The organism is Collimonas arenae, assembly GCF_000786695.1.
Taxonomy (GTDB): Bacteria; Pseudomonadota; Gammaproteobacteria; order Burkholderiales; family Burkholderiaceae_D; genus Collimonas; species Collimonas arenae_A.
Genome location: NZ_CP009962.1, coordinates 2,294,896 through 2,315,674, shown reverse-complemented (window position 1 = coordinate 2,315,674; position 20,779 = coordinate 2,294,896). Strand labels below are relative to the sequence as shown.

Below are 20,779 nucleotides of genomic sequence, written 5' to 3'. Positions count from 1 at the left end.
CCTTATACGTAGCGTACTTCCAGGATTTCGTATTCGCGAATGCCTGAGGGCGCTTGCACGCCAACCACGTCGCCAGCGGTCTTGCCGATCAGCGCACGGGCAATCGGCGACGTCACAGAAACTTTCGACAGCTTGATGTCAGCTTCGTCGGTGCCGACGATCTGATAAGTCACTTTATCGCCCGATTCCAGGTCTTCAAGATCAACCGTGGAGGCAAACACCACGCGTCCGTCCGCATCCAGCGTTGCCGGATCAACCACCAGCGCGGCGCCCAGTTTGCCTTCCAGATCGGCAATGCGGCCCTCGACAAAACCCTGTCGCTCTTTGGCTGCATCATAGTCCGCATTTTCCGAAAGATCGCCATGTGCGCGCGCTTCTGCGATGGCCATGATGACGGCTTGACGCTCTTTGGTTTTCAAAAGATGCAATTCATCTTTCAACAACTGTGCGCCATGTTTGGTAAGAGGTACTGAGCTCATAGAGATGGTATTCAATTAAATAGGGTTTATCACGCACACAATAAAAGGGCACGGAGGCCAAAACGTACCAAAAAATGGTGCGCTTGTGACCTCCGCATGAATTTCCAATTAACTAAATTGTGCGTTTGGCTACCTCCAGGCATCAGATTACAGCCTGAAAGCGATTCAGGATGCGCTTAGGCGCATCCTGATCTGACCTTAGTGTAAGGTTTTATGCAGCCCTTGTAAATCATAGACATGCAACTCGTCCAGGTGACGCATGCCTTCGACCGCTGCCTCTGCACCGGCAATAGTGGTGTAGGTAGTGGCATGTGCCGCCAGCGCCGACGTACGGATTGCCCGCGAATCGACAATCGCGCTGCGCTTTTCCTCGACGGTATTGATCACCAATGAAATTTCATGGTTCTTGATCATGTCGACCACGTGCGGACGCCCTTCGACCACCTTGTTGACGGTTTCCACAGGGACGCCAGCGGCGCTGATGGCTGCCGCCGTACCCTTGGTCGCCACCACGGTGAAGCCGATCGCCACCAGATCCTTGGCGACTTGCACTGCACGCGGCTTGTCGCTGCCCTTGACGCTCAGGAACACCTTGCCCGAAGTCGGCAATTTGATGCCGGCGCCAAGTTGCGACTTGACGAATGCTTCGCCGAAGGTCTTGCCGACGCCCATGACTTCACCGGTGGATTTCATTTCCGGTCCGAGAATCGTGTCGACGCCAGGGAACTTAACGAACGGGAATACCGCTTCCTTAACGCTGAAGTATTTCGGCACGACTTCATTTTTGACGCCCTGGCTGTCCAACGACTGGCCGACCATGCAGCGAGCCGCAATCTTAGCCAGTTGCAGGCCGGTCGCCTTGGAGACGAACGGCACGGTGCGCGAGGCGCGCGGATTGACTTCCAGCACGAACACCACGTCCTGGCCATCGATTTGCTGGATCGCAAACTGTACGTTCATCAGGCCGACCACGTTCAAGCCCTTGGCCATCAGCGAAGTCTGACGCTTGATCTCTTCGATGGTTGCCGGCGCCAGCGAATATGGCGGCAACGAACAGGCCGAATCGCCCGAGTGCACGCCAGCCTGCTCGATATGCTCCATGACGCCGCCGATAAAGGTGCGCTCGCCATCGGACAGACAGTCAACATCGACCTCGATCGCATCGTTCAGGAAACGGTCCAGCAACACCGGCGAATCGTGCGAAACTTTGACCGCTTCACGCATGTAGCGCTCAAGGTCGCGTTGCTCGTGGACGATTTCCATCGCGCGGCCGCCCAGCACATACGATGGACGCACCACCAGTGGATAACCGATTTCCTGCGCCAGGCGCAAGGCATCTTCTTCGGTACGCGCAGTGCGGTTTGGCGGCTGGCGCAAGTTCAGGTCGTGCAGCAGCTTCTGGAAACGTTCACGGTCTTCTGCGGCGTCGATCATGTCCGGCGAAGTGCCGACGATAGGCACGCCGTTGGCTTCCAGATCCAGCGCCAGCTTCAAAGGCGTCTGGCCGCCGTACTGCACGATCACGCCGTACGGCTTTTCCTTGTCGACGATTTCCAGCACGTCTTCCAGGGTCACCGGCTCGAAATACAGGCGATCGGAGGTATCGTAATCGGTCGATACGGTTTCCGGATTGCAGTTGACCATGATGGTCTCGTAGCCGTCTTCGCGCATCGCCAGCGCTGCATGGACGCAGCAATAATCGAACTCGATACCCTGGCCGATACGGTTAGGGCCGCCACCGAGCACCATGATTTTTTTCTTGTCGGTCGGCTGCGATTCGCACTCTTCCTCGTAGGTCGAGTACATATAAGCGGTGTTTGTCGAAAACTCGCCGGCGCAGGTATCCACCCGCTTGTAGACCGGACGGACATTCAGCGCCAGACGCTTGAGGCGCACCGCGGTATCGGTGGTCTTCAGCAGCTTGGCCAGGCGACGGTCGCCGAAGCCTTTTTGTTTCAGACGGAACAAGGTATCGCGATCCAGCGCTTCCAGCGACTGGCTGCTTTCCAGCCACAGTTCGATATCGACGATTTCCTTGATCTGCGACAGGAACCATGGATCGATATGGGTCAGCTGATGCACTTCTTCCAGCGTGAAGCCCTGGGCGAACGCATCGCCGACATACCAGATACGGTCCGGGCCCGGCTCGCCGAGCTCTTCCTCGATGACTTCGCGGTCCTGGGTCTTTTCGTTCATGCCGTCGACGCCGACTTCGAGGCCGCGCAAGGCTTTCTGGAACGATTCCTGGAAGGTGCGACCGATCGCCATCACCTCGCCCACCGATTTCATCTGCGTAGTCAGATGGTTGTCTGCAGTCGGGAATTTTTCAAACGCAAAACGCGGAATCTTGGTGACCACGTAATCGATCGAAGGCTCGAACGATGCCGGTGTAGCGCCGCCGGTGATTTCGTTGCGCAGTTCGTCCAGTGTAAAGCCGACCGCCAGCTTGGCGGCGATCTTGGCGATCGGGAAACCGGTCGCCTTCGACGCCAGTGCGGAAGAACGCGATACGCGCGGATTCATTTCGATCACGATCATGCGGCCATCGGCCGGATTGACCGAGAACTGCACGTTGGAACCGCCTGTGTCGACACCGATCTCGCGCAATACCGCCAGCGAGGCGTTACGCATGATCTGGTATTCCTTGTCCGTCAACGTTTGCGCTGGCGCTACCGTGATCGAGTCGCCGGTATGCACGCCCATCGGATCCAGGTTTTCGATCGAGCAGACGATGATGCAGTTGTCCGCCTTGTCGCGCACCACTTCCATCTCGTACTCTTTCCAGCCGATCAGCGATTCTTCAATCAGCAGTTCTTTGGTCGGCGATGCTTCCAGGCCGCGCTTGCAAATCGTTTCGAATTCTTCAGCGTTGTAAGCAATACCGCCGCCTGTGCCGCCCATGGTGAACGATGGACGGATGATGACTGGGAAGCCGAGTTCTTTCTGCACGCCCCAGGATTCATCCATGGTGTGGGCGACGCCCGAGCGAGCCGAACCGAGACCGATCTTGGTCATCGCCTGCTTGAACTTGGAACGGTCTTCAGCCTTGTCGATGGCTTCCGGCGAAGCGCCGATCAACTCAACCTTGTACTTTTCCAGGATGCCATGACGGTGCAGGTCGAGCGCGCAGTTCAGCGCAGTCTGACCGCCCATGGTCGGCAGGATCGCGTCCGGCTTTTCCTTGGCAATGATGCGTTCCACTGCCTGCCAGGTAATCGGTTCGATGTAAGTCACATCGGCCATTTCCGGATCAGTCATGATGGTCGCAGGATTGCTGTTGACCAGGATGACTTTATAGCCCTCTTCTCGCAGCGCCTTGCAGGCTTGCGCGCCGGAGTAGTCGAACTCGCAGGCCTGGCCGATGATGATCGGACCAGCGCCGATGATCAGAATACTTTTTAAATCACTACGCTTAGGCATTTTTATTTTTCTCCAACATCGTTTGACTCATCAATTGAATGAAACGATCGAACAAAGGGGCGATGTCATGCGGGCCGGGCGACGCTTCCGGATGGCCCTGGAAGCAGAACGCCGGCTTGTCGGTGCGGGCGAAGCCTTGCAGCGAACCGTCGAACAATGAAACGTGCGTCACGCGGCAGTTGGCCGGCAAGGTAGCGCCATCCACTGCAAAACCGTGGTTTTGCGATGTGATCAGTACTTGCTTGCTATCCAGGTCTTGCACCGGATGATTAGCGCCGTGGTGGCCGAACTTCATTTTCAGCGTCTTGGCGCCAGAAGCCAGCGCCATGATCTGGTGGCCAAGGCAGATGCCGAAGGTCGGCACGCCGCGCTCGATCAGTTCTTTGGTAGCGGCAATTGCGTAATCGCACGGCTCCGGATCGCCAGGGCCGTTGGACAGGAAAATCCCGTCCGGATTGAGCGCCAGCGCATCAGCAGCCGTAGCCTGTGCCGGCAACACGGTGATCTTGCAGCCGCGTTGCGCCAACATGCGCAGGATATTGAACTTGACGCCGTAGTCGAACGCCACCACGTGATACTTAGGGGTGATCTGCTTGTCGTAACCGCGGCCGAGACGCCATTCTGTCTCGCTCCAGCTGTAAGCCTTGGTAGTCGAGACCACCTTGGCCAGGTCCATCCCGGCCAGGCCGGGAAAGCCGCGCGCCAGCTCCAGTGCTTTGGCGGTAGCGGCAGCGATGTCGGTTTCACCGGCAACGATGGCGCCGCCCTGCGCGCCTTTTTCGCGCAGAATGCGCGTCAGCTTGCGGGTATCGATGCCAGCGATGGCGACGATATTCGATTCTTGCAGGTAAGCATCGAGTGTTTGGGTAGAACGGAAATTCGATACCAGGCGCGGCAGGTCGCGAATGATCAGGCCGGCAGCATGAATCTGCGAGGATTCGACGTCCTCTTTGTTGACGCCGGTATTGCCGATATGCGGATAAGTAAGGGTGACGATCTGACGGCTGTAGCTTGGATCGGTGAGGATTTCCTGGTAGCCGGTCATGGCGGTGTTGAATACGACTTCACCTGTCGTATGACCAACGGCGCCAATGGAAATACCTTGGAAAATCGTCCCATCTGCTAGCGCGAGGATGGCCGGTACGGTGAGGCCAGAAAAAAATGGCTGCAAGGGGTAACTCCTGATGTTGTTACCGCCGCTGCGCTGCGCCAAACGACCGCTATGAAACCCCAAACAGTGCTGATTTGGCGGCTTTATTAGTCTTTTTGGGACGATATGGAAGGTGGTATGCGCTACGGCGGAGTAAATTGGGCTAAACCCTGCAATTATAGCTGACAACGACCTGCCCGGCAATCTGAACAGATGCCAAGCCGAGGATTTTTGTATAAATAATTACACCGGATGATTGGCGTTAACCGGACGACAACAAGACTGACGAAACAGCGCTCAAAATTTGTCCGGGCTGCCGATAATTGTCAGTCTGCCGGTTTAACGTCGAAAGAACGGCAAATCATAGCCTCGCATCAAAAGCACAGCTGCAGATCGCCAGGGCCGCAGCCCCGATCATCTCCGCAACTGCATTTCTTACAACTTAAGCTTACGCGCCCAGTGCGGCGATACCAGCCTTCGCGATTTGCACGTCTTCAGTCGACTTCACGCCAGAAACGCCGATTGCGCCAAGATATTCGCCGCCAACCACGATAGGCACGCCACCTTCGAGCAGGCCGTCCAGGTTTGGTGCAGTAATGAACGAAAAACGGCCATTATTGATCATGTCTTCGTAAATCTTCGATTCGCGCTGACCCAGAGCGGACGTCTTGGCCTTGGCTGGCGAAATGTGCGCCGAAATCGGCGCTGCACCGTCCATACGCTGCAACCACAGCAGGTGACCGCCGTCGTCGACGATCGAAATTGTCACTGCCCAGTGATTGGCCACCGCTTCCGCTTCTGCTGCGGCGGCAATTTTCTTGACATCATCGAGTGTCAGCACTTGTTTCGTTTTCATTTTTGCTCCTTGTGAAAATAACTGATTATTGTACTTTAGTGCCTGGCAATAGACATCAGCTACGGCCATGCCCACGCATATTATTTCTGGCGCGGTACTTGCTTTATGGAAAGCAGAATTAAACCCAATCTCCGTTGAATATAAGATCCACTCAAATTTAATGGTGAATTTACAATGAAAAAGTAGCGCCTTTTTGACTATCAAATTTGACAGGTGCCTCTAATTCCCTTACATTCATGCGGTCGTAATGTCACAGAGCCCATCTAACACGATGACGATTAAAGAAGCATTCCCACTATTCCAGACCCTGGCCCTAGCCTGCACGCTGATTGCCAGTTTGTGGCTGTGCAGTCCCGCGCGGGCATCCGACATTACCGAATACGATTTCCGGCCCCAACCCCAGCCACTAAGCACGCGCAGCAAACTGCAGCAATTTACCGATCGCGCTTCAGAACTAGCGGTAAGTGCAATGGGCATGATTGGCATTCATTACAAATACGGTGGCAACAACCCGGAAAACGGCCTTGATTGCAGCGGCTTGGTACGCTATGTATTCAAGGACGCCTGGGGCGTCAACGTTCCCCGCACCGCAGCTGAACTAAGCCGTAGCGGCGAAAAAATCGACAAACAGGATTTGCAGCCGGGCGACCTGGTGTTCTATAACACATTGCGCCGCAGCTTTTCCCACGTCGGCATCTACCTCGGCGACAACAAATTCATTCACGCCCCCTCCGCCGGCGGCAAAGTCCGGATCGAGAGCATGGATCTAGCCTACTGGAAATCGCGCTTTAATGGCGCACGCCGCATTAATGACCCTGAACCGGATAGCGATAACCACCAGTAATCTGCAAAACAGCACAAATTACTGTTGAAACAGAAGCCCCTGTCAGTCCTGGACCGACAGGGGCTTTTTGTTTCTGCCACAGGGCTGGCTTTACTCTTCTCGCCGCTCCTTCAGCTTCCTCTTGATGATCGCCATTTGCGCCATGGTCGCTTGCTCACCAGCAAGAATCGCAGTGTTGCGTGCCGCGAAGTCATTGCCCTTCATCGCCCCCAATTCAGGACGAATGACGATATCGGCATCCTGCAATTCATAGCTGTTGATGCTTTGGCCCATGATGGCAAAAGTCTGCAGCAGAACATCGACCGAGCTGGAAGCCGCCTGTGCTTCAGGCGATGCAGAAATGTTCACGGCGATCACGAAATCCGCCCCCATTTCATGCGCAAAACGCACCGGCACCGGCGATACAAGGCCGCCATCCACATACTGATGGCCACCCACATTCACTGACTGGAACACGCCTGGCACCGCAGAAGAGGCACGCACAGCTATCCCGGTATTGCCGCGACGAAACAAGATAGGTGCACCGGTATTTAAATCAGTCGCCACTGCGCCAAACGGAATTTTCAATTTTTCAATCGGCACATTGTGAATGGTCTTGTTAACGTAATTCTGAATCGCCTCGCCCTTCAACACGCCGCTGACCTTGGCGAAAAACGGTATCGACCAGTCTGAAATTGCTGCCTCGTCCATTTGCAAGGCAATCTTTTGCAACGCAAAACCGTTGTTACCGGCTGCGTACAAGGCGCCGACCACGCTGCCGGCGCTGGTGCCAACCACAATATCGGGAACAATCCCTTGCGACTCCAGCGCCTTGATCACGCCGATATGGGCGAAGCCGCGGGCTGCGCCGCCGCCCAGCGCCAGTCCGATCTTGATCGGCTTACTGATTTTTGGCTGCACAGTCGGCACCACCGCTACCGGCGGCACTTGTGGCGCTACCTGTTGCCCCCCGATACAGGCGGACAAAGCAGTGCATAAGGCAAGACTAATGAAAAGACGGGGGGAGGACAGACGCTGAGAAGGCATGGCGATCAACATGGTTGGCGAGACGAAAGGAAGCGCAGACGATGCCAAAATCGACAATCAGTGCGGCCGGCGACAAGCAGTCGCCGCAGAATTGTAGCCGATGTTGAGCACGTCAACCTGCGTCGGCAGTTCTCAATCTTCCGTTTCGGTAACAATGGAAGTGGCCGGCAATCTCACGGTAAACACACTGCCCTCGCCTGGCCGCGACTCCACGCCCAATGTTCCATGATGGCGCAGCAGAACGTGCTTGACGATCGCAAGGCCGAGGCCGGTCCCCTGCGTTTCCCGTGAGCGGCTTTTGTCGACGCGATAAAAACGTTCTGTCAAACGCGAAATATGTTCGCTACTGATGCCGATGCCCGAATCCCGCACCACCAGTTGCGGGCCGGCCTTGCTGTTTTGCCAGGCAATCTGGATCTTGCCGCCGGCCGGTGTGTAGCGCACCGCATTTGAAATCAGATTGCTGAAAGCGCTGCGCAATTCATCGTGGCTACCATTGATGTCAGGACCATCGACCGACAGCGACAATGCGTGCTTGCCGGCTGATAGCACTTCGGCCTCCAACAGCAGGTTATGCAGCATGGCATCGATATTCACTGGTTCCGGCCGCAAGGGATAGTCGACAGATTCCAACCGGGTCAAGGTCAGCATATCGCCGATCAGGTTTTGCATACGATGGCCCTGCTCTGTCATCAGCTGCAGATGCGCCGAGCGGGTTTTCTGGTCTAGGTCGGGCTGCGCCTGTGCGATCTCCAGGAAGCCGTTAATCACAGTCAAGGGAGTGCGCAGTTCATGCGAGGCATTGGCGATGAAATCGCGGCGCATCATGTCGATCCTTTCCGATTCGGTGGCGTCATGCGTCACCAGGATCTGACGGCGGTTTTCAAATGGAATGATCTGCACGATCAATTTGCGTTCGCGCAGACTCAAGGTCAGCGGCTGGTCGTAGCGGCCAAGGATGATGTAATCGATGAAATCCGGGGTGCGGATCAGGTTGGTGACGCGCATACCCTTGTCGCGCCCGTGCTGCAAACCGAGGTGCCGTTCCGCGGCGGGATTGCACCATTCCAGGAACAGGACATCATCCATGATCACGACGCCGTCAGGCAGCAGATGCATGGCCTGGCGAAAACGTGCGAGCCATTCGCTCAATTCGGTCTGATGCTTCTCGTCGTCGCGCCGCAGGCGGTACAGGCGCGAGAAAATATCTGTCCAAGCGCCCCAGCCGTCCGGCAGCTTCTCGCTGCGCGGATTATCCAGCCAGCCGCTGAGGCGAAACAGGTAATGCAGTTGCACCACCACAGCCACCGACATCAAGGCGAGACCCAGCAACAAGCCGGGTGTAGCGCCAAACAGGGCCCATACCACGCCTGAGACGACAAAGATCAACAGGATCCGCAGCAAAGCCGGGATCCAAAACAGCATCTGTGGATTCATAAATGACTAGTTAGCGATGGAAGCATCGATTACACCGGCCGATCCGGCGGCGCAAGCCGACGGCTAGCCCGAGAGCCGCAATGGCATGTATTTTGCGCTATTTTGCCGACAACATATAGCCGACGCTGCGTACTGTGCGAATCAGGTGCTCCGATTCCCTCAGCGCCTTGCGCAAACGCAGCACATGGACATCGACAGTACGTTCTTCGATAACCACGTGATCGCCCCATACCTTGTCGAGTAGCTGGCTACGGGAGAAAACCCGATCAGGATTGGCCATGAAGAATTTCAGCAGGCGATATTCGGCATGGCCAATATCAATCTTCTGGTTCTCCAGGCAGACCGAACAGCTGGCCGGATCCAGCGATACCGCACCGGCCGACATCATACCGGGCGCCTCGTCGCCGCCTTTACGCCGCAACAACGCCTTCACCCGCGAGGTCAGCTCACGCGGCGAGAACGGCTTGGTCATGTAATCGTCAGCGCCGTTGTCCAGCCCCTGGACTTTATCCTCTTCCATGCTTTTCGCGGTCAACATCATCACCAGCATGGATTGCAACTGGCGGTCGGCGCGCATTTGAGACAGCAGGCGCAGGCCACTCTGGTCCGGCAGCATCCAATCCAGCAAGACCAGGTGCGGCATGCGGCGCTGGACGAACTCCCAGCCGTCGGCGGCGGTATGGACGATGGATGGGATCCAACCCGCTTCCTTGATGGTAAAACCAATCAATTCGGCAATCGCCGGCTCATCTTCAATAATCAGAATCGAGGTTTTGTCAGCAGCCATTTTTTGGTGCGTAGTTAACATTGATTAAAATATTAAACTTCGTCGTCAAGCTGACTGGCCGCGTAGTCGGTATGGCGGATATCCTTGCCTTCGACAATGTAAATCACGTATTCGGCAATGTTCTTGGCATGGTCGCCGATACGCTCGACAGCCTTGGCTACCCACAATGTATCCATCGATGCCGAAATCGTGCGCGGATCCTCCATCATGAACGTGATCAGGTTGCGCATGATCGAGCGGAAATCCCTGTCGATCACGGCATCCTGGGCGATCAGCCGCATCGCCTGCTTTTCGTCCAGCCGCGCCAGCGCATCCAGCGCGTCATGCAGCAAATCGGCCGCGCCGCTGGCGATCACACGGACGGTTTCGGTATGGTCGATAGTACCGATGCCTCGCTTGTGCAGATGAATCGCAGTGCGGGCGATCTTCGCAGCTTCGTCGCCGATGCGCTCCAGGTCGGTAATTACCTTGATGGTCGCCATGACAGTGCGCAAATCGTTGGCGGTAGGCTGGCGACGCACGATCAGGTGGCTGCAGGCGTCATCCAGTTCGATTTCCAGGCGATTGACCTGGTCGTCGTCCTTGATCACCCGTTCCGCAGCTTCCAGGTTGCCGTTGCGGAAAACATTGATCGCCTCCTGGAACTGGCGCTCAACCAGCCCGCCCATGAGCAACACTTTAGAGCGTATGGTTTCCAGGTCCGTGTCGTATTGTTTTGAAGAGTGTTCGCCAGTCATCTGATTTCTCTCTGTTCTTTGCAGTGTGTATTTTTAACCGGGGCGCGCGAAATCCGCGTATTAACCAAACCGGCCGGTAATGTAATCCTGGGTTTCCTTGCGTGCAGGATTCATGAAAATCTGATCGGTTTCGCCGAATTCCACCAGCTCGCCCAGGTACATATAGGCGGTGTAGTCGGAGCAGCGCGCGGCCTGCTGCATGTTATGGGTGACGATGGCGATGGTGTAGTCCTGCTTCAGTTCGCTGATCAGTTCTTCCACCTTCGCGGTCGAAATCGGGTCCAGCGCCGATGTCGGCTCATCCAGCAGCAAAACATCCGGGCGCACCGCCACACTGCGGGCAATGCACAGGCGCTGTTGCTGGCCGCCGGACAAGCTCAGGCCGCTCTTGTTCAACTTGTCCTTGACTTCGCCCCACAGCGCAGCCTTCGACAACGCCCATTCGACGCGCTCATCCATTTCGCCCTTCGGCAGGTTTTCATACAGGCGGATACCGAAAGCGATATTGTCGTAGATCGACATCGGAAACGGCGTCGGCTTCTGAAACACCATGCCGACTTTGGCGCGCAGCATGTTCAAGTCTTGTCCCGGCTCCAGGATATTGCGGCCGGCGTACATGATCTTGCCTTCGGCGCGCTGGCCTGGGTACAGGTCGTACATGCGATTGAGCGTGCGCAGCAAGGTCGATTTACCGCAACCCGACGGGCCGATAAATGCGGTTACCTTTTTTTCATTCACTTGCAGGTTGATATTCTTCAAGCCCTGGAAGTTACCGTAGTAAAAATTCAGCTGCGAGATTTCTATGGTCGGCTGCTTCATTGGCGTCTTCATTGAAGTCATATCGAATTGATTCGGTTTCATTGAGGTTTGCATGATATGGAGGGCAATCTGAGTGAATACATAAGCTTGAAAATTAGCCTGGAATTTTCTGGCTGAATAATGAACGCGAAGCGATGTTCAAGGCCAACACACTGAATGTAATCAGCAACGCCCCGCCCCACGCCAGCGGTACCCAGTTGTCAAACGGGCTCATCGCAAACTGACTGATGACTACCGGCAGATTGGCAATCGGCTTGTTCATGCTGGTGCTGAAGAACTGGTTGTTCAAGGCGGTAAATAACAGCGGCGCCGTTTCACCTGCAATCCGCGCCACCGCCAACAAGACGCCGGTGACGACACCTGCCTTGACTGCGCGCAGACGCACCAGCAAGGCGACTTTCCAGCGTGGTGCGCCAAGAGCGAATGCAGCTTCGCGCAGATTGCCAGGCACCAGCTTAAGCATATTGTCGGTGGTTCGCACCACCACCGGCACCGCGATCAGCGACAATGCAAAAGAACCGGCCCAGCCCGAGAAATGGCCGACCTTGGCGACGTAGATCGCATAGACGAACAAACCGATCACGATCGACGGCGCCGACAACATGATGTCGGTCACGAAACGCGTTACCTGCGCCAGCTTGCTTTCTTCGCCGTACTCGGCCAGATAGATGCCAGCCAGGATACCGATCGGCGTGCTGATCACAGTCGCCAGGCCTACCAGCATCAGGCTGCCGACAATCGGATTCAACAAGCCGCCAGGGCCAGATCCTGGAGCCGGGGTATTTTGCGTCAGGATGCCCATATTCAGGGCGCCAAAGCCTTTGATCACCAATGTCATCAGAATCCATGCCAGCACGGCGAGCCCCATGGCCATGGCCAGGAACGACAGCACCATGCCGATACGATGCACCAACAGGCGCTTGCGATACACCGGATTGACTTGCTGGCTAACCGGGACGCCAGCGTCCGCTTGCAGGGAATTCTTCATTTGGCACCTTCTTTACGGGACATGCCCATCAACATGATTTTGGCGATTGACAATACGATGAAGGTAATCACGAACAGGATCAGGCCCAGCGCGAACAAGGCAGATACGTGCAACGTGGTAGAGGCTTCAGCAATTTCATTAGCCAGGGTCGACGCAATACTGTTACCCGAGGCGAACAGCGACCACGACAAGCGTTGCGCATTACCGATCACGAAAGTCACCGCCATGGTCTCGCCCAAGGCACGCCCCAGGCCCAGCATCACGCCACCGACGACACCGGTTTTGGCATAAGGCAGCACCACCTTGCGCACCACTTCCCAGCGGGTGCAGCCAAGGCCATATGCAGATTCTTTCAACACCGCAGGGACGACTTCAAAGACGTCGCGCATCACGGAGGAAATAAACGGAATGATCATCACCGCAAGAATCAGGCCTGCGGTCAACAGGCCTATGCCCATTTTGGGGCCGCTGAACAAGGCTCCGATAAGCGGCACATTACCCAGCGTGGAAGACAGGAACGGTTGGCCGTATTCGGCAAACAGTGGCGCAAACACGAACAAACCCCACATGCCGTAGATAATGCTCGGCACGCCTGCCAGCAGCTCTACAGCGGTGCCCAGCGGCCGGCGCAACTTGGCCGGGCAGATCTCGGTCAGGAACAACGCGATGCCGAAACTGACCGGGAACGCGATTACCAGAGCGATGAACGACGTCACCAACGTGCCGACGATCGCGATCATGGCGCCGTAATGGTCGTTGACCGGATCCCAGTCGACAGTGGTGATGAAGGAAGGACCGAATTCGTGGAATACCGGCCAGGCTCCTATCGCCAGGCAAACGATAATCCCCAGCAGGACCAACAGCACAATCAGCGAAAACAGCAGCGTGACCTTGTGAAACAGAAAATCCTGGATCCGTTGCTTGCGCATCGTGGCAAGCAGGGACTGATGTGATAAACCCGCTTGTTCAGCGGACGTTGCGAGAGGTGAGATCGATTGTGCCATGACAGGAATATTTGCACTCATGAGTAGCGATATCCGATGAAGAATAAGATGCGGCGGCAAAACTTTTGGTAGCCGGACCGCGCTCGACCTGAAGATGTTTCGCGTGGAGACTAGATGTACTAAAAATATTCAACGACACGAGCAGCACATCAATCTTCCCTGACAGCTGCTCGCCATGCCTCTAAAAATATCTGAAATATCTACATCAATTAACACTAACACTTGCAATGCGGACCTGAGTCAACTCAAGTCCGCATCAAACTAAAACAATTACCAGACTGCTTTACCGGCGTTGTCCTTGATTTGCGTTTTCCAGGACTCTTCCACCAGCTTCACGACCGATTCAGGAATCGCTACGTAGTCCAGCTCGGTAGCCGATGCGCCGCCGTTTTTGTAGGCCCATGCGAAGAATTTCAGGACTTCCTTGGCTTTGGCCGCGTCAGCCTGGGTTTTGTGCAACAGGATGAACGAAGCGCTGGTGATAGGCCAGCTAGTCTTACCGGCTGCATCAGTGAAGTCCACTGCAAAACCTGGTGTTTTAGCCCAGTCGGCGCCAGCTGCAGCTGCCTTGAAAGTTTCGTCGTCCGGTTGCACGAAGCCGCCGTCACGGTTTTTCAGCTGAGTGTGCAGCAGTTTGTTTTTCTTGGCATAGGCATATTCAACGTAGCCGATCGAACCCTTGATCTTTTGCACGTTTGCAGAAACGCCTTCGTTGCCCTTGCCGCCGACGCCGACAGGCCATTTGACCGCAGTACCGGCGCCAACAACGCTCTTGAAGTCAGGACTGGTCTTCGACAGGTAGCTGGTGAACACAAACGATGTGCCCGAACCGTCAGCGCGGTAGACCACAGTGATGTCGGCCGCCGGCAGTTTCACGCCTGGATTCAAGGCTGTGATTTCAGGCGCATTCCACTTGGTGATTTTGCCCAGATAGATTTCGGCCAGCAGTGGGCCGGTCAGCTTGATCTGGCCTGGAGTCACGCCGTCCAGGTTCACGACCGGCACCACGCCGCCCATGATCGCTGGGAACTGCGTCAGGTTGTCGGCGTTCAGGTCTTCTACCTTCAACGGCATGTCGGACGCGCCGAAATCCACAGTCTTGGCTTTGATCTGCTTGATGCCGCCACCGGAACCGATCGATTGATAGTTCAGGCTATTACCGGTTACACCCTTGTAGGATTCAGCCCACTTGGAGTAAATCGGGTAAGGAAAAGAAGCGCCGGCGCCGGTAATTTCGGCTGCCATGACTGAAGAAACCGCCACTGTCGAACCCATTGCGAGAATGGCGGCTTTAACGAAGTGATTCAATCGCATTTATTACTCCCTTGTTGACTATAGATATGGTGTGCCCAAGTCGAGACTGTTGTGAAATTACTCTCTTTCGAAGGGAGCCAATTTCACAACAGTCCCTAAGACACGGCGAACTCTAACCAAGATTTATGACAGCTTTATGACGAAGGAAAAATGAATGTTAAGGATGTGGAATTGACAGTAAAATAATAATTGCTGCACTGCAATTTAATCATAATTGAAACGCAAAAAACGCCGCCGTGTAAATTATCCATTAAGCAACATTTTCCTGTGCACACTTCCATTTTCTTCATCAAGCTGTCATATTCACTGCATACACTCCGCCCTAACCATGAGACCAGTTGCCTGATTCATGAACAAAAAAACCAAGTCGGACGATGATACGAAGCAACTTAGTGCCCGATTAGGCGCCAACCCCAGCTTTTTGAATCGAGAATTGTCACAACTTGCCTTCAATCGCCGCGTGATGGCCCAGGCTGAAGACCGCCATATCCCCTTGCTGGAACGATTGCGCTATTTATGTATAGTCAGCAACAATCTAGATGAATTCTTTGAAGTCCGCATCGCCAGCCTGCTGGCCAACAGCCAGATCGAAGGAGTAAGCGCAGATCCGCCGGCACTGACTGCAGCGCTTGAGCGCACCAGCGTCGAATGCCACCAGATCGTCGAACGCCAGTACGCCATCCTCAACCAGACAATTTTGCCGCAACTCTCGGCCAGCGGTATTCACCTGCTGCGGCATAGCGACCGCAACGAAGAACAACGGGCATGGGTAAAAGCCTTCTTTGACCAGGAAATCCGGCCGCTGCTGACGCCCATTGGACTGGATCCGGCCCATCCCTTTCCTCTGGTAGTCAACAAGAGCTTGAATTTTATTGTCGAAATGGCAGGCAAAGACGCCTTTGGGCGCAGCACCTCGATCGCCATTATCAAAGCGCCGCGGGTATTGCCACGCGTAATCCGGCTACCGGATGTGCTATCGCCCAATGGCGCCTCGTTCTGCCTGCTGTCGTCGATCATTCACGCGCATATCGGCGATCTGTTCGGCGGACGGCAGATACTCGCCTATTCGCAATTCCGGGTTACCCGCAACAGTGATCTGTGGGTAGATGAAGAAGAAGTGAAAAATCTGCGGCAAGCCTTGCAAAGCGAATTGCAGAGCCGTCAGTTCGGCGTTGCGGTCAGGCTTGAGGTGGCGCGCAATTGTCCGCCGCATCTGGCGCACTTCCTGCTGGAACAGTTCGCGATTGCTCCCAATCGCCTGTATGCCGTCGACGGCCCGGTCAACATGGTGCGTTTGTCAGAAATGATTGATCAGATTAGTGACCCCGGCTTGCGCTTCCCGTCCTTTGCCGCAGGCACGCCAGCCCACCTGGATGCAACCGGCGACATTTTCGAACAGCTGAAGCAGAAAGACGTGCTGTTGCACCATCCTTTCCAGTCGTTCCAGCCGGTAGTCGACTTTGTCCGCTCGGCGGCGTTCGACAGCAATGTCGTAGCGATCAAGCAAACCATTTACCGCACCGGCATGAATTCCGATCTGATGGAAGCGTTGATTCTGGCGGCGCAACGCGGCAAGGAAGTCACCGTGGTAGTGGAATTGATGGCGCGCTTTGACGAAGAAGCCAATATCAACTGGGCCGACAAGCTCGAGCGGGCCGGCGCGCAGGTTGTATACGGCGTGGTCGGCCTGAAAACGCATGCCAAGCTGTCGCTGGTGATCCGCCGCGAGCGCGACAAGAGCGGCAATGGCGAGCTCCGCTACTATGCCCATCTTGGTACCGGTAACTATCACCCGACAACCACCAAGCTCTACACCGACTTCGGTCTGCTGACCTCCGACCAGAAGCTGGCGACCGAAGTCAACGAGGTGTTCATGCACCTGACCAGCCTGAATAAGCCAAAGAAAATGGATTACCTGTGGCTGGCGCCATTCTTGTTACAAAAGGAAATCATCCGGGCAATCCATAATGAAGCTGAGATCGCCCGCAAAGGCCGGCCGGCAAGGATTGTCGCAAAAATGAATGCGCTACTGGACGAATCAGTGATCCGTGCGCTGTATGACGCCTCGAACGACGGCGTCAAGATCGAACTGGTCGTACGCGGCGCCTGCGCGCTCAGGCCTGGCGTTCCCGGCCTGTCAGAGAACATTCATGTACGCTCCGTCATCGGCCGCTTCCTGGAACACAGCCGCATTTACTATTTCCGCAACAATCTGCAGCACGACGTCTACCTGGCCAGTGCCGACTGGATGAACCGCAATCTGTTCAGGCGCGTCGAAGTGGCCTTCCCTGTCCTCGACAAGACGCTCAAAAGACGGGTTATCAACGAAGGCCTGACGCCTTACCTGAAAGACAACACGAATGCCTGGAATCTCGGGTCCGACGGCAACTGGAGCAAACTCAAGCAACACCGGCGACAAAAACAATACAGTGCGCAACGTCATCTGATGCTAGCCCTGGGCGCACTTTCCCCCTCCCATCCGTCCACACTCTCATCAACCAAGTGAGCAAGGAAAAAACATGGAATTGATCCTATGGCGTCACGCAGAGGCGGAAATCGGCGAACCGGACGAGGGCCGCGCTCTCACCGGCAAGGGGCACAAGCAAGCATGGAAAATGGCTGACTGGCTAGATCGCAACCTGCCGCACACCTGCAAAATCATCAGTAGTCCGGCTACCCGCACGGTGCAAACGACAGAAGCGCTTGGCCGCAAATTCAAGACCCATCCGGACCTCGCCCCTCACTGTAGCGCAGAGCAGCTGCTGGCCGTCGCCAACTGGCCTAACAACCGTGAACCGGTGCTGATCATCGGCCACCAACCGACGCTGGGTCAGGCTGCATCGTTGCTCATAGCTGGCCAGATGCAGGAATGGTCAATAAGAAAAGGCAATATATGGTGGATTGCACAACGCGAACGCGGCGACATTACCACCTGCTTCCTGAAGGCCGTAATGTCGCCGGATCTGATCGCTAAATAGAACCCCATTCGAAAACCTGCATGGCGCGCCGACAGGTGGTATATTTGCGGCCAACTGTATAAATGTATTTTGATTTATACCGTTGTTGCAAGACTACAGGATTTCTGCGATATTTCTTTACATAAGATAAAATGAGAATTGCGTTGCAACTTTTGCAAGCATGAATCTCATTGCAATGGACCACCCGAGAGGTAAGGCATGCTCTATCAATTTCACGAATTCAACCGGTCCTTGCTGCACCCGCTGGTGCAATGGGCAGATGCCGGATCCAGACTGTTCACCGACCCGATCTCGCCGCTGGCCCACACACCGTTTGCACAACGTATCGCGGCTGGCTATGAATTGATGTATCGCATCGGCAAGGACTATGAAAAGCCGGCATTCGACATCACCAGTACGCTGATCAAAGACAAAGAAGTCGGGATTATTGAAGAAGTCGCCACGTCCTTGCCATTTTGCCGTTTGTTGCACTTTAAAAAAGATTTAAGCAACAAAGAGTTTGCCGCCCTCAAGCAACCAACAGTCTTGCTGGTAGCGCCGCTGTCCGGCCACCATTCCACGCTGCTGCGCGACACCGTACGCGGTCTGTTGCCTGATCATGATGTCTACATCACCGACTGGACCGACGCCCGCATGGTGCCGTCCAGCGCAGGTCCCTTCCATCTGCACGACTATATATATTACGTCCAGGCATTCATCCGCCTGCTGGGCCCGGATCTGCACGTGATTTCCGTCTGCCAGCCAACGGTGCCGGTATTGGCGGCGATTTCGCTGATGGCGACTGACAAAGACAGTCATATGCCGAAAAGCATGACCATGATGGGTGGCCCTATCGATCCGCGCAAATCGCCGACCGAGGTCAACAACCTGGCCACAGACAAGCCTTTCAGCTGGTTCGAAAACACGGTTATTTATAGCGTGCCGGCCAACTACCCAGGCTTTGGCCGCATGGTCTATCCTGGTTTCCTGCAACATGCCGGCTTCGTCGCGATGAACCCTAGCCGCCATGCACAGAGCCATTGGGATTTCTATATGCATTTGCGCGAAGGCGACAATGAATCTGCGGAAGGCCATCGCAAGTTCTATGACGAATACAACGCGGTGCTGGACATGCCTGCGGAATACTATCTGGAAACCATTAAAACGGTATTCCAGGATTTCAGCCTGCCGCAAGGCACGTGGGAAGTTGAAGGCAAGCTGGTCCGGCCGCAGGATATCAAGACTGTGGCGCTGTTCACCATCGAAGGCGAACTGGACGACATTTCCGGTCCGGGTCAAACCAAAGCAGCCCACGACCTGTGCAGTTCTATTCCGAAAGCCAAGAAACAGCATTTCACCGCCGACAAATGCGGCCATTACGGCATTTTCTCCGGCCGCCGCTGGCGCGAAATCATTTGCCCGAAAATAGCCACATTCATTAAAGACAACGCCTGATCGTTCGGGCTATTAGTCGGCATTAGTTGGTTATAAAGCCGTTCCTGCACAGGGAACGGCTTTTTTCATTTGTCTTGGCACGTATCTTCAGCGACGTTTCTTTAGCTCGGTATAATACCGGCTATGTTGTCATCACCCAGCCTCTCGCCACCAGTGCCAGCTCCATCCTCGCCCTCCCTTGCCGACCGTATTGAAGCGCTGCTGCCGCAGACCCAGTGCACCAAGTGCGGCTATCCCGCTTGCCGGCCGTATGCAGAAGCCATCGCCGACGGCAGCGCCAGCTATAACCAATGTCCTCCTGGCGGCCAGCAAGGAGTCGTCAGGCTGGCGCAATTACTGCGGCAGCCGGTAATTCCGCTCAATCCTTTGAACGGCCTGGAGCGCCCGCGTCCGGTTGCGGTCATCGACGAAGCTGCTTGCATCGGCTGCACACTGTGCATCCAGGCTTGTCCCGTCGATGCGATTGCCGGCGCCGCCAAACAAATGCATACGGTGATTGCCGACTTGTGCACCGGTTGCGACCTGTGCGTTGCGCCCTGCCCGGTGGATTGCATCGCGATGGTCGACGTCAGCGGCGAACACACCGGCTGGGATGCCTGGAACCAGCAACAGGCCGACGACGCGCGTGGCCGCCACGACTTTCATCTTTTCAGGCTGCGCCGCGAAAAGCAGGAAAATGACGACCGCCTGGCGGCCAAGGCGGCAGAAAAACTGAAGGCAGTCGCCGCTGAAGCTGTAACGACGCCGGAGCAGCTAGCGGAGCAATTGCGCAAAAAAGCCATCATCCAGGCCGCCATCGAACGGGCTCGCCTGAAGAAAGAACAACAAGCCGAACAAGCTGCCAAGGACTCGCAATGAATGCAGAAAACCGCCGGGAAATATTTACCCGTCTGCGCGCAGCGCTGCCGCATCCGACCACCGAACTGGAATACACGTCGCCGTTCGAATTGCTGATTTCGGTGATTCTGTCGGCGCAAGCGACCGACGTCTCGGTCAACAAGGCGACACGCAAGCTGTATCCAGTCGCCAACACGCCGGCGCAAATCTACGCGCTCGGCATCGATGGCTTGATTCCGTATATCCAGACCATCGGTCTGTATCGCACTAAAGCCAAGAATGTGATCGAAACCTGCCGCATGCTGGTGGCGCTGCATGATGGCCAGGTGCCGCGCACCCGCGAACAATTGGAAGCGCTGCCAGGCGTCGGCCGCAAGACCGCCAACGTGGTGCTCAATACCGCTTTCGGAGTGCCGACGATTGCCGTCGACACGCATATATTTCGGGTTTCCAACCGCACCGGAATTGCACCCGGTAAAGATGTCGATGCAGTCGAGCAAAAACTGATGAAACTGGTTCCCGCCGAATTCCTGCTGGACGCTCATCACTGGCTGATCCTGCATGGTCGCTATACTTGTATCGCGCGCAAACCGCTGTGCTGGAATTGCAGCATCGCCGACCTCTGTGACTTCAAGACAAAAACACCGTTGCCCGAAAAAGGGATATAAG

18 protein-coding genes are annotated in these 20,779 nt (G+C 55.5%); 6 read left to right on the top strand and 12 right to left on the bottom strand.

Translation table 11 applies throughout. The features are described 5' to 3' along the window. Positions 1-2: 2 nt before the first annotated feature. The 4 genes from greA to LT85_RS10375 form a co-directional block, all read right to left on the bottom strand. On the bottom strand, positions 3-479 hold the full coding sequence (greA, locus tag LT85_RS10390) for a transcription elongation factor GreA (protein WP_038488268.1): 477 nt from the start codon (positions 477-479) through the stop codon (positions 3-5). Positions 480-677: 198 nt separating this feature from the next. Continuing rightward, complete coding sequence (carB, locus tag LT85_RS10385) at positions 678-3,899, bottom strand: carbamoyl-phosphate synthase large subunit (RefSeq protein WP_038488265.1); 3,222 nt, start codon at positions 3,897-3,899, stop codon at positions 678-680. Beyond that, positions 3,892-5,070, bottom strand: a complete 1,179-nt coding sequence (carA, locus tag LT85_RS10380; protein ID WP_038488262.1) for a glutamine-hydrolyzing carbamoyl-phosphate synthase small subunit — start codon at positions 5,068-5,070, stop codon at positions 3,892-3,894. Before carA ends, carB begins: the two co-directional genes overlap by 8 nt. Before the next feature lie 427 nt (positions 5,071-5,497). Beyond that, on the bottom strand, positions 5,498-5,905 hold the full coding sequence (locus tag LT85_RS10375; protein ID WP_038488259.1) for a GlcG/HbpS family heme-binding protein: 408 nt from the start codon (positions 5,903-5,905) through the stop codon (positions 5,498-5,500). Positions 5,906-6,176: 271 nt separating this feature from the next. Here LT85_RS10375 and LT85_RS10370 point away from each other — a divergent pair, with 271 nt between their 5' ends. Continuing rightward, on the top strand, positions 6,177-6,749 hold the full coding sequence (locus LT85_RS10370; protein WP_038488256.1) for a C40 family peptidase: 573 nt from the start codon (positions 6,177-6,179) through the stop codon (positions 6,747-6,749). Between the two features lie 90 nt (positions 6,750-6,839). On the opposite strand, the gene LT85_RS10365 is transcribed toward LT85_RS10370, so the two are convergent. The 8 genes from LT85_RS10365 to pstS all read right to left on the bottom strand — a co-directional run bounded on the left by LT85_RS10365 (position 6,840) and on the right by pstS (position 14,861). Next, positions 6,840-7,715 (bottom strand): patatin-like phospholipase family protein, encoded by an 876-nt coding sequence (locus tag LT85_RS10365; protein ID WP_437177288.1) that lies wholly within the window; start codon positions 7,713-7,715, stop codon positions 6,840-6,842. 192 nt (positions 7,716-7,907) lie between these two features. Continuing rightward, a complete protein-coding gene (gene phoR / locus LT85_RS10360) occupies positions 7,908-9,212 on the bottom strand; it encodes a phosphate regulon sensor histidine kinase PhoR (protein WP_038488253.1) in 1,305 nt (434 codons plus the stop codon). Between the two features lie 97 nt (positions 9,213-9,309). Then, the gene (locus tag LT85_RS10355; protein WP_038488250.1) at positions 9,310-9,999 is read right to left on the bottom strand and encodes a winged helix-turn-helix domain-containing protein; all 690 of its coding nucleotides are present in this window, start codon (positions 9,997-9,999) and stop codon (positions 9,310-9,312) included. A gap of 32 nt (positions 10,000-10,031) precedes the next feature. Next, on the bottom strand, positions 10,032-10,736 hold the full coding sequence (phoU, locus tag LT85_RS10350; protein WP_038488247.1) for a phosphate signaling complex protein PhoU: 705 nt from the start codon (positions 10,734-10,736) through the stop codon (positions 10,032-10,034). 60 nt (positions 10,737-10,796) lie between these two features. Then, on the bottom strand, positions 10,797-11,597 hold the full coding sequence (gene pstB / locus LT85_RS10345) for a phosphate ABC transporter ATP-binding protein PstB (RefSeq protein ID WP_052135037.1): 801 nt from the start codon (positions 11,595-11,597) through the stop codon (positions 10,797-10,799). A gap of 52 nt (positions 11,598-11,649) precedes the next feature. Further along, positions 11,650-12,543 (bottom strand): phosphate ABC transporter permease PstA, encoded by an 894-nt coding sequence (pstA, locus tag LT85_RS10340; protein ID WP_038488245.1) that lies wholly within the window; start codon positions 12,541-12,543, stop codon positions 11,650-11,652. Then, positions 12,540-13,568 (bottom strand): phosphate ABC transporter permease subunit PstC, encoded by a 1,029-nt coding sequence (pstC, locus tag LT85_RS10335; RefSeq protein WP_081992237.1) that lies wholly within the window; start codon positions 13,566-13,568, stop codon positions 12,540-12,542. Before pstC ends, pstA begins: the two co-directional genes overlap by 4 nt. A gap of 249 nt (positions 13,569-13,817) precedes the next feature. Continuing rightward, positions 13,818-14,861: a phosphate ABC transporter substrate-binding protein PstS gene (pstS, locus tag LT85_RS10330; RefSeq protein WP_038488242.1), complete on the bottom strand. Its 1,044-nt coding sequence runs from the start codon at positions 14,859-14,861 to the stop codon at positions 13,818-13,820. A gap of 349 nt (positions 14,862-15,210) precedes the next feature. Here pstS and ppk1 point away from each other — a divergent pair, with 349 nt between their 5' ends. The 5 genes from ppk1 to nth all read left to right on the top strand — a co-directional run bounded on the left by ppk1 (position 15,211) and on the right by nth (position 20,778). After that, a complete protein-coding gene (ppk1, locus tag LT85_RS10325; RefSeq protein ID WP_038488239.1) occupies positions 15,211-17,367 on the top strand; it encodes a polyphosphate kinase 1 in 2,157 nt (718 codons plus the stop codon). Between the two features lie 13 nt (positions 17,368-17,380). After that, the gene (locus tag LT85_RS10320) at positions 17,381-17,839 is read left to right on the top strand and encodes a SixA phosphatase family protein (RefSeq protein WP_038488236.1); all 459 of its coding nucleotides are present in this window, start codon (positions 17,381-17,383) and stop codon (positions 17,837-17,839) included. A gap of 198 nt (positions 17,840-18,037) precedes the next feature. Next, complete coding sequence (locus LT85_RS10315) at positions 18,038-19,273, top strand: polyhydroxyalkanoate depolymerase (RefSeq protein ID WP_038488233.1); 1,236 nt, start codon at positions 18,038-18,040, stop codon at positions 19,271-19,273. A gap of 123 nt (positions 19,274-19,396) precedes the next feature. Next, the gene (gene rsxB, locus LT85_RS10310; protein ID WP_052135033.1) at positions 19,397-20,131 is read left to right on the top strand and encodes an electron transport complex subunit RsxB; all 735 of its coding nucleotides are present in this window, start codon (positions 19,397-19,399) and stop codon (positions 20,129-20,131) included. Beyond that, complete coding sequence (gene nth, locus LT85_RS10305) at positions 20,128-20,778, top strand: endonuclease III (protein WP_038488229.1); 651 nt, start codon at positions 20,128-20,130, stop codon at positions 20,776-20,778. The genes rsxB and nth overlap by 4 nt, the downstream gene beginning before the upstream one ends. Position 20,779: the final 1 nt, after the last annotated feature.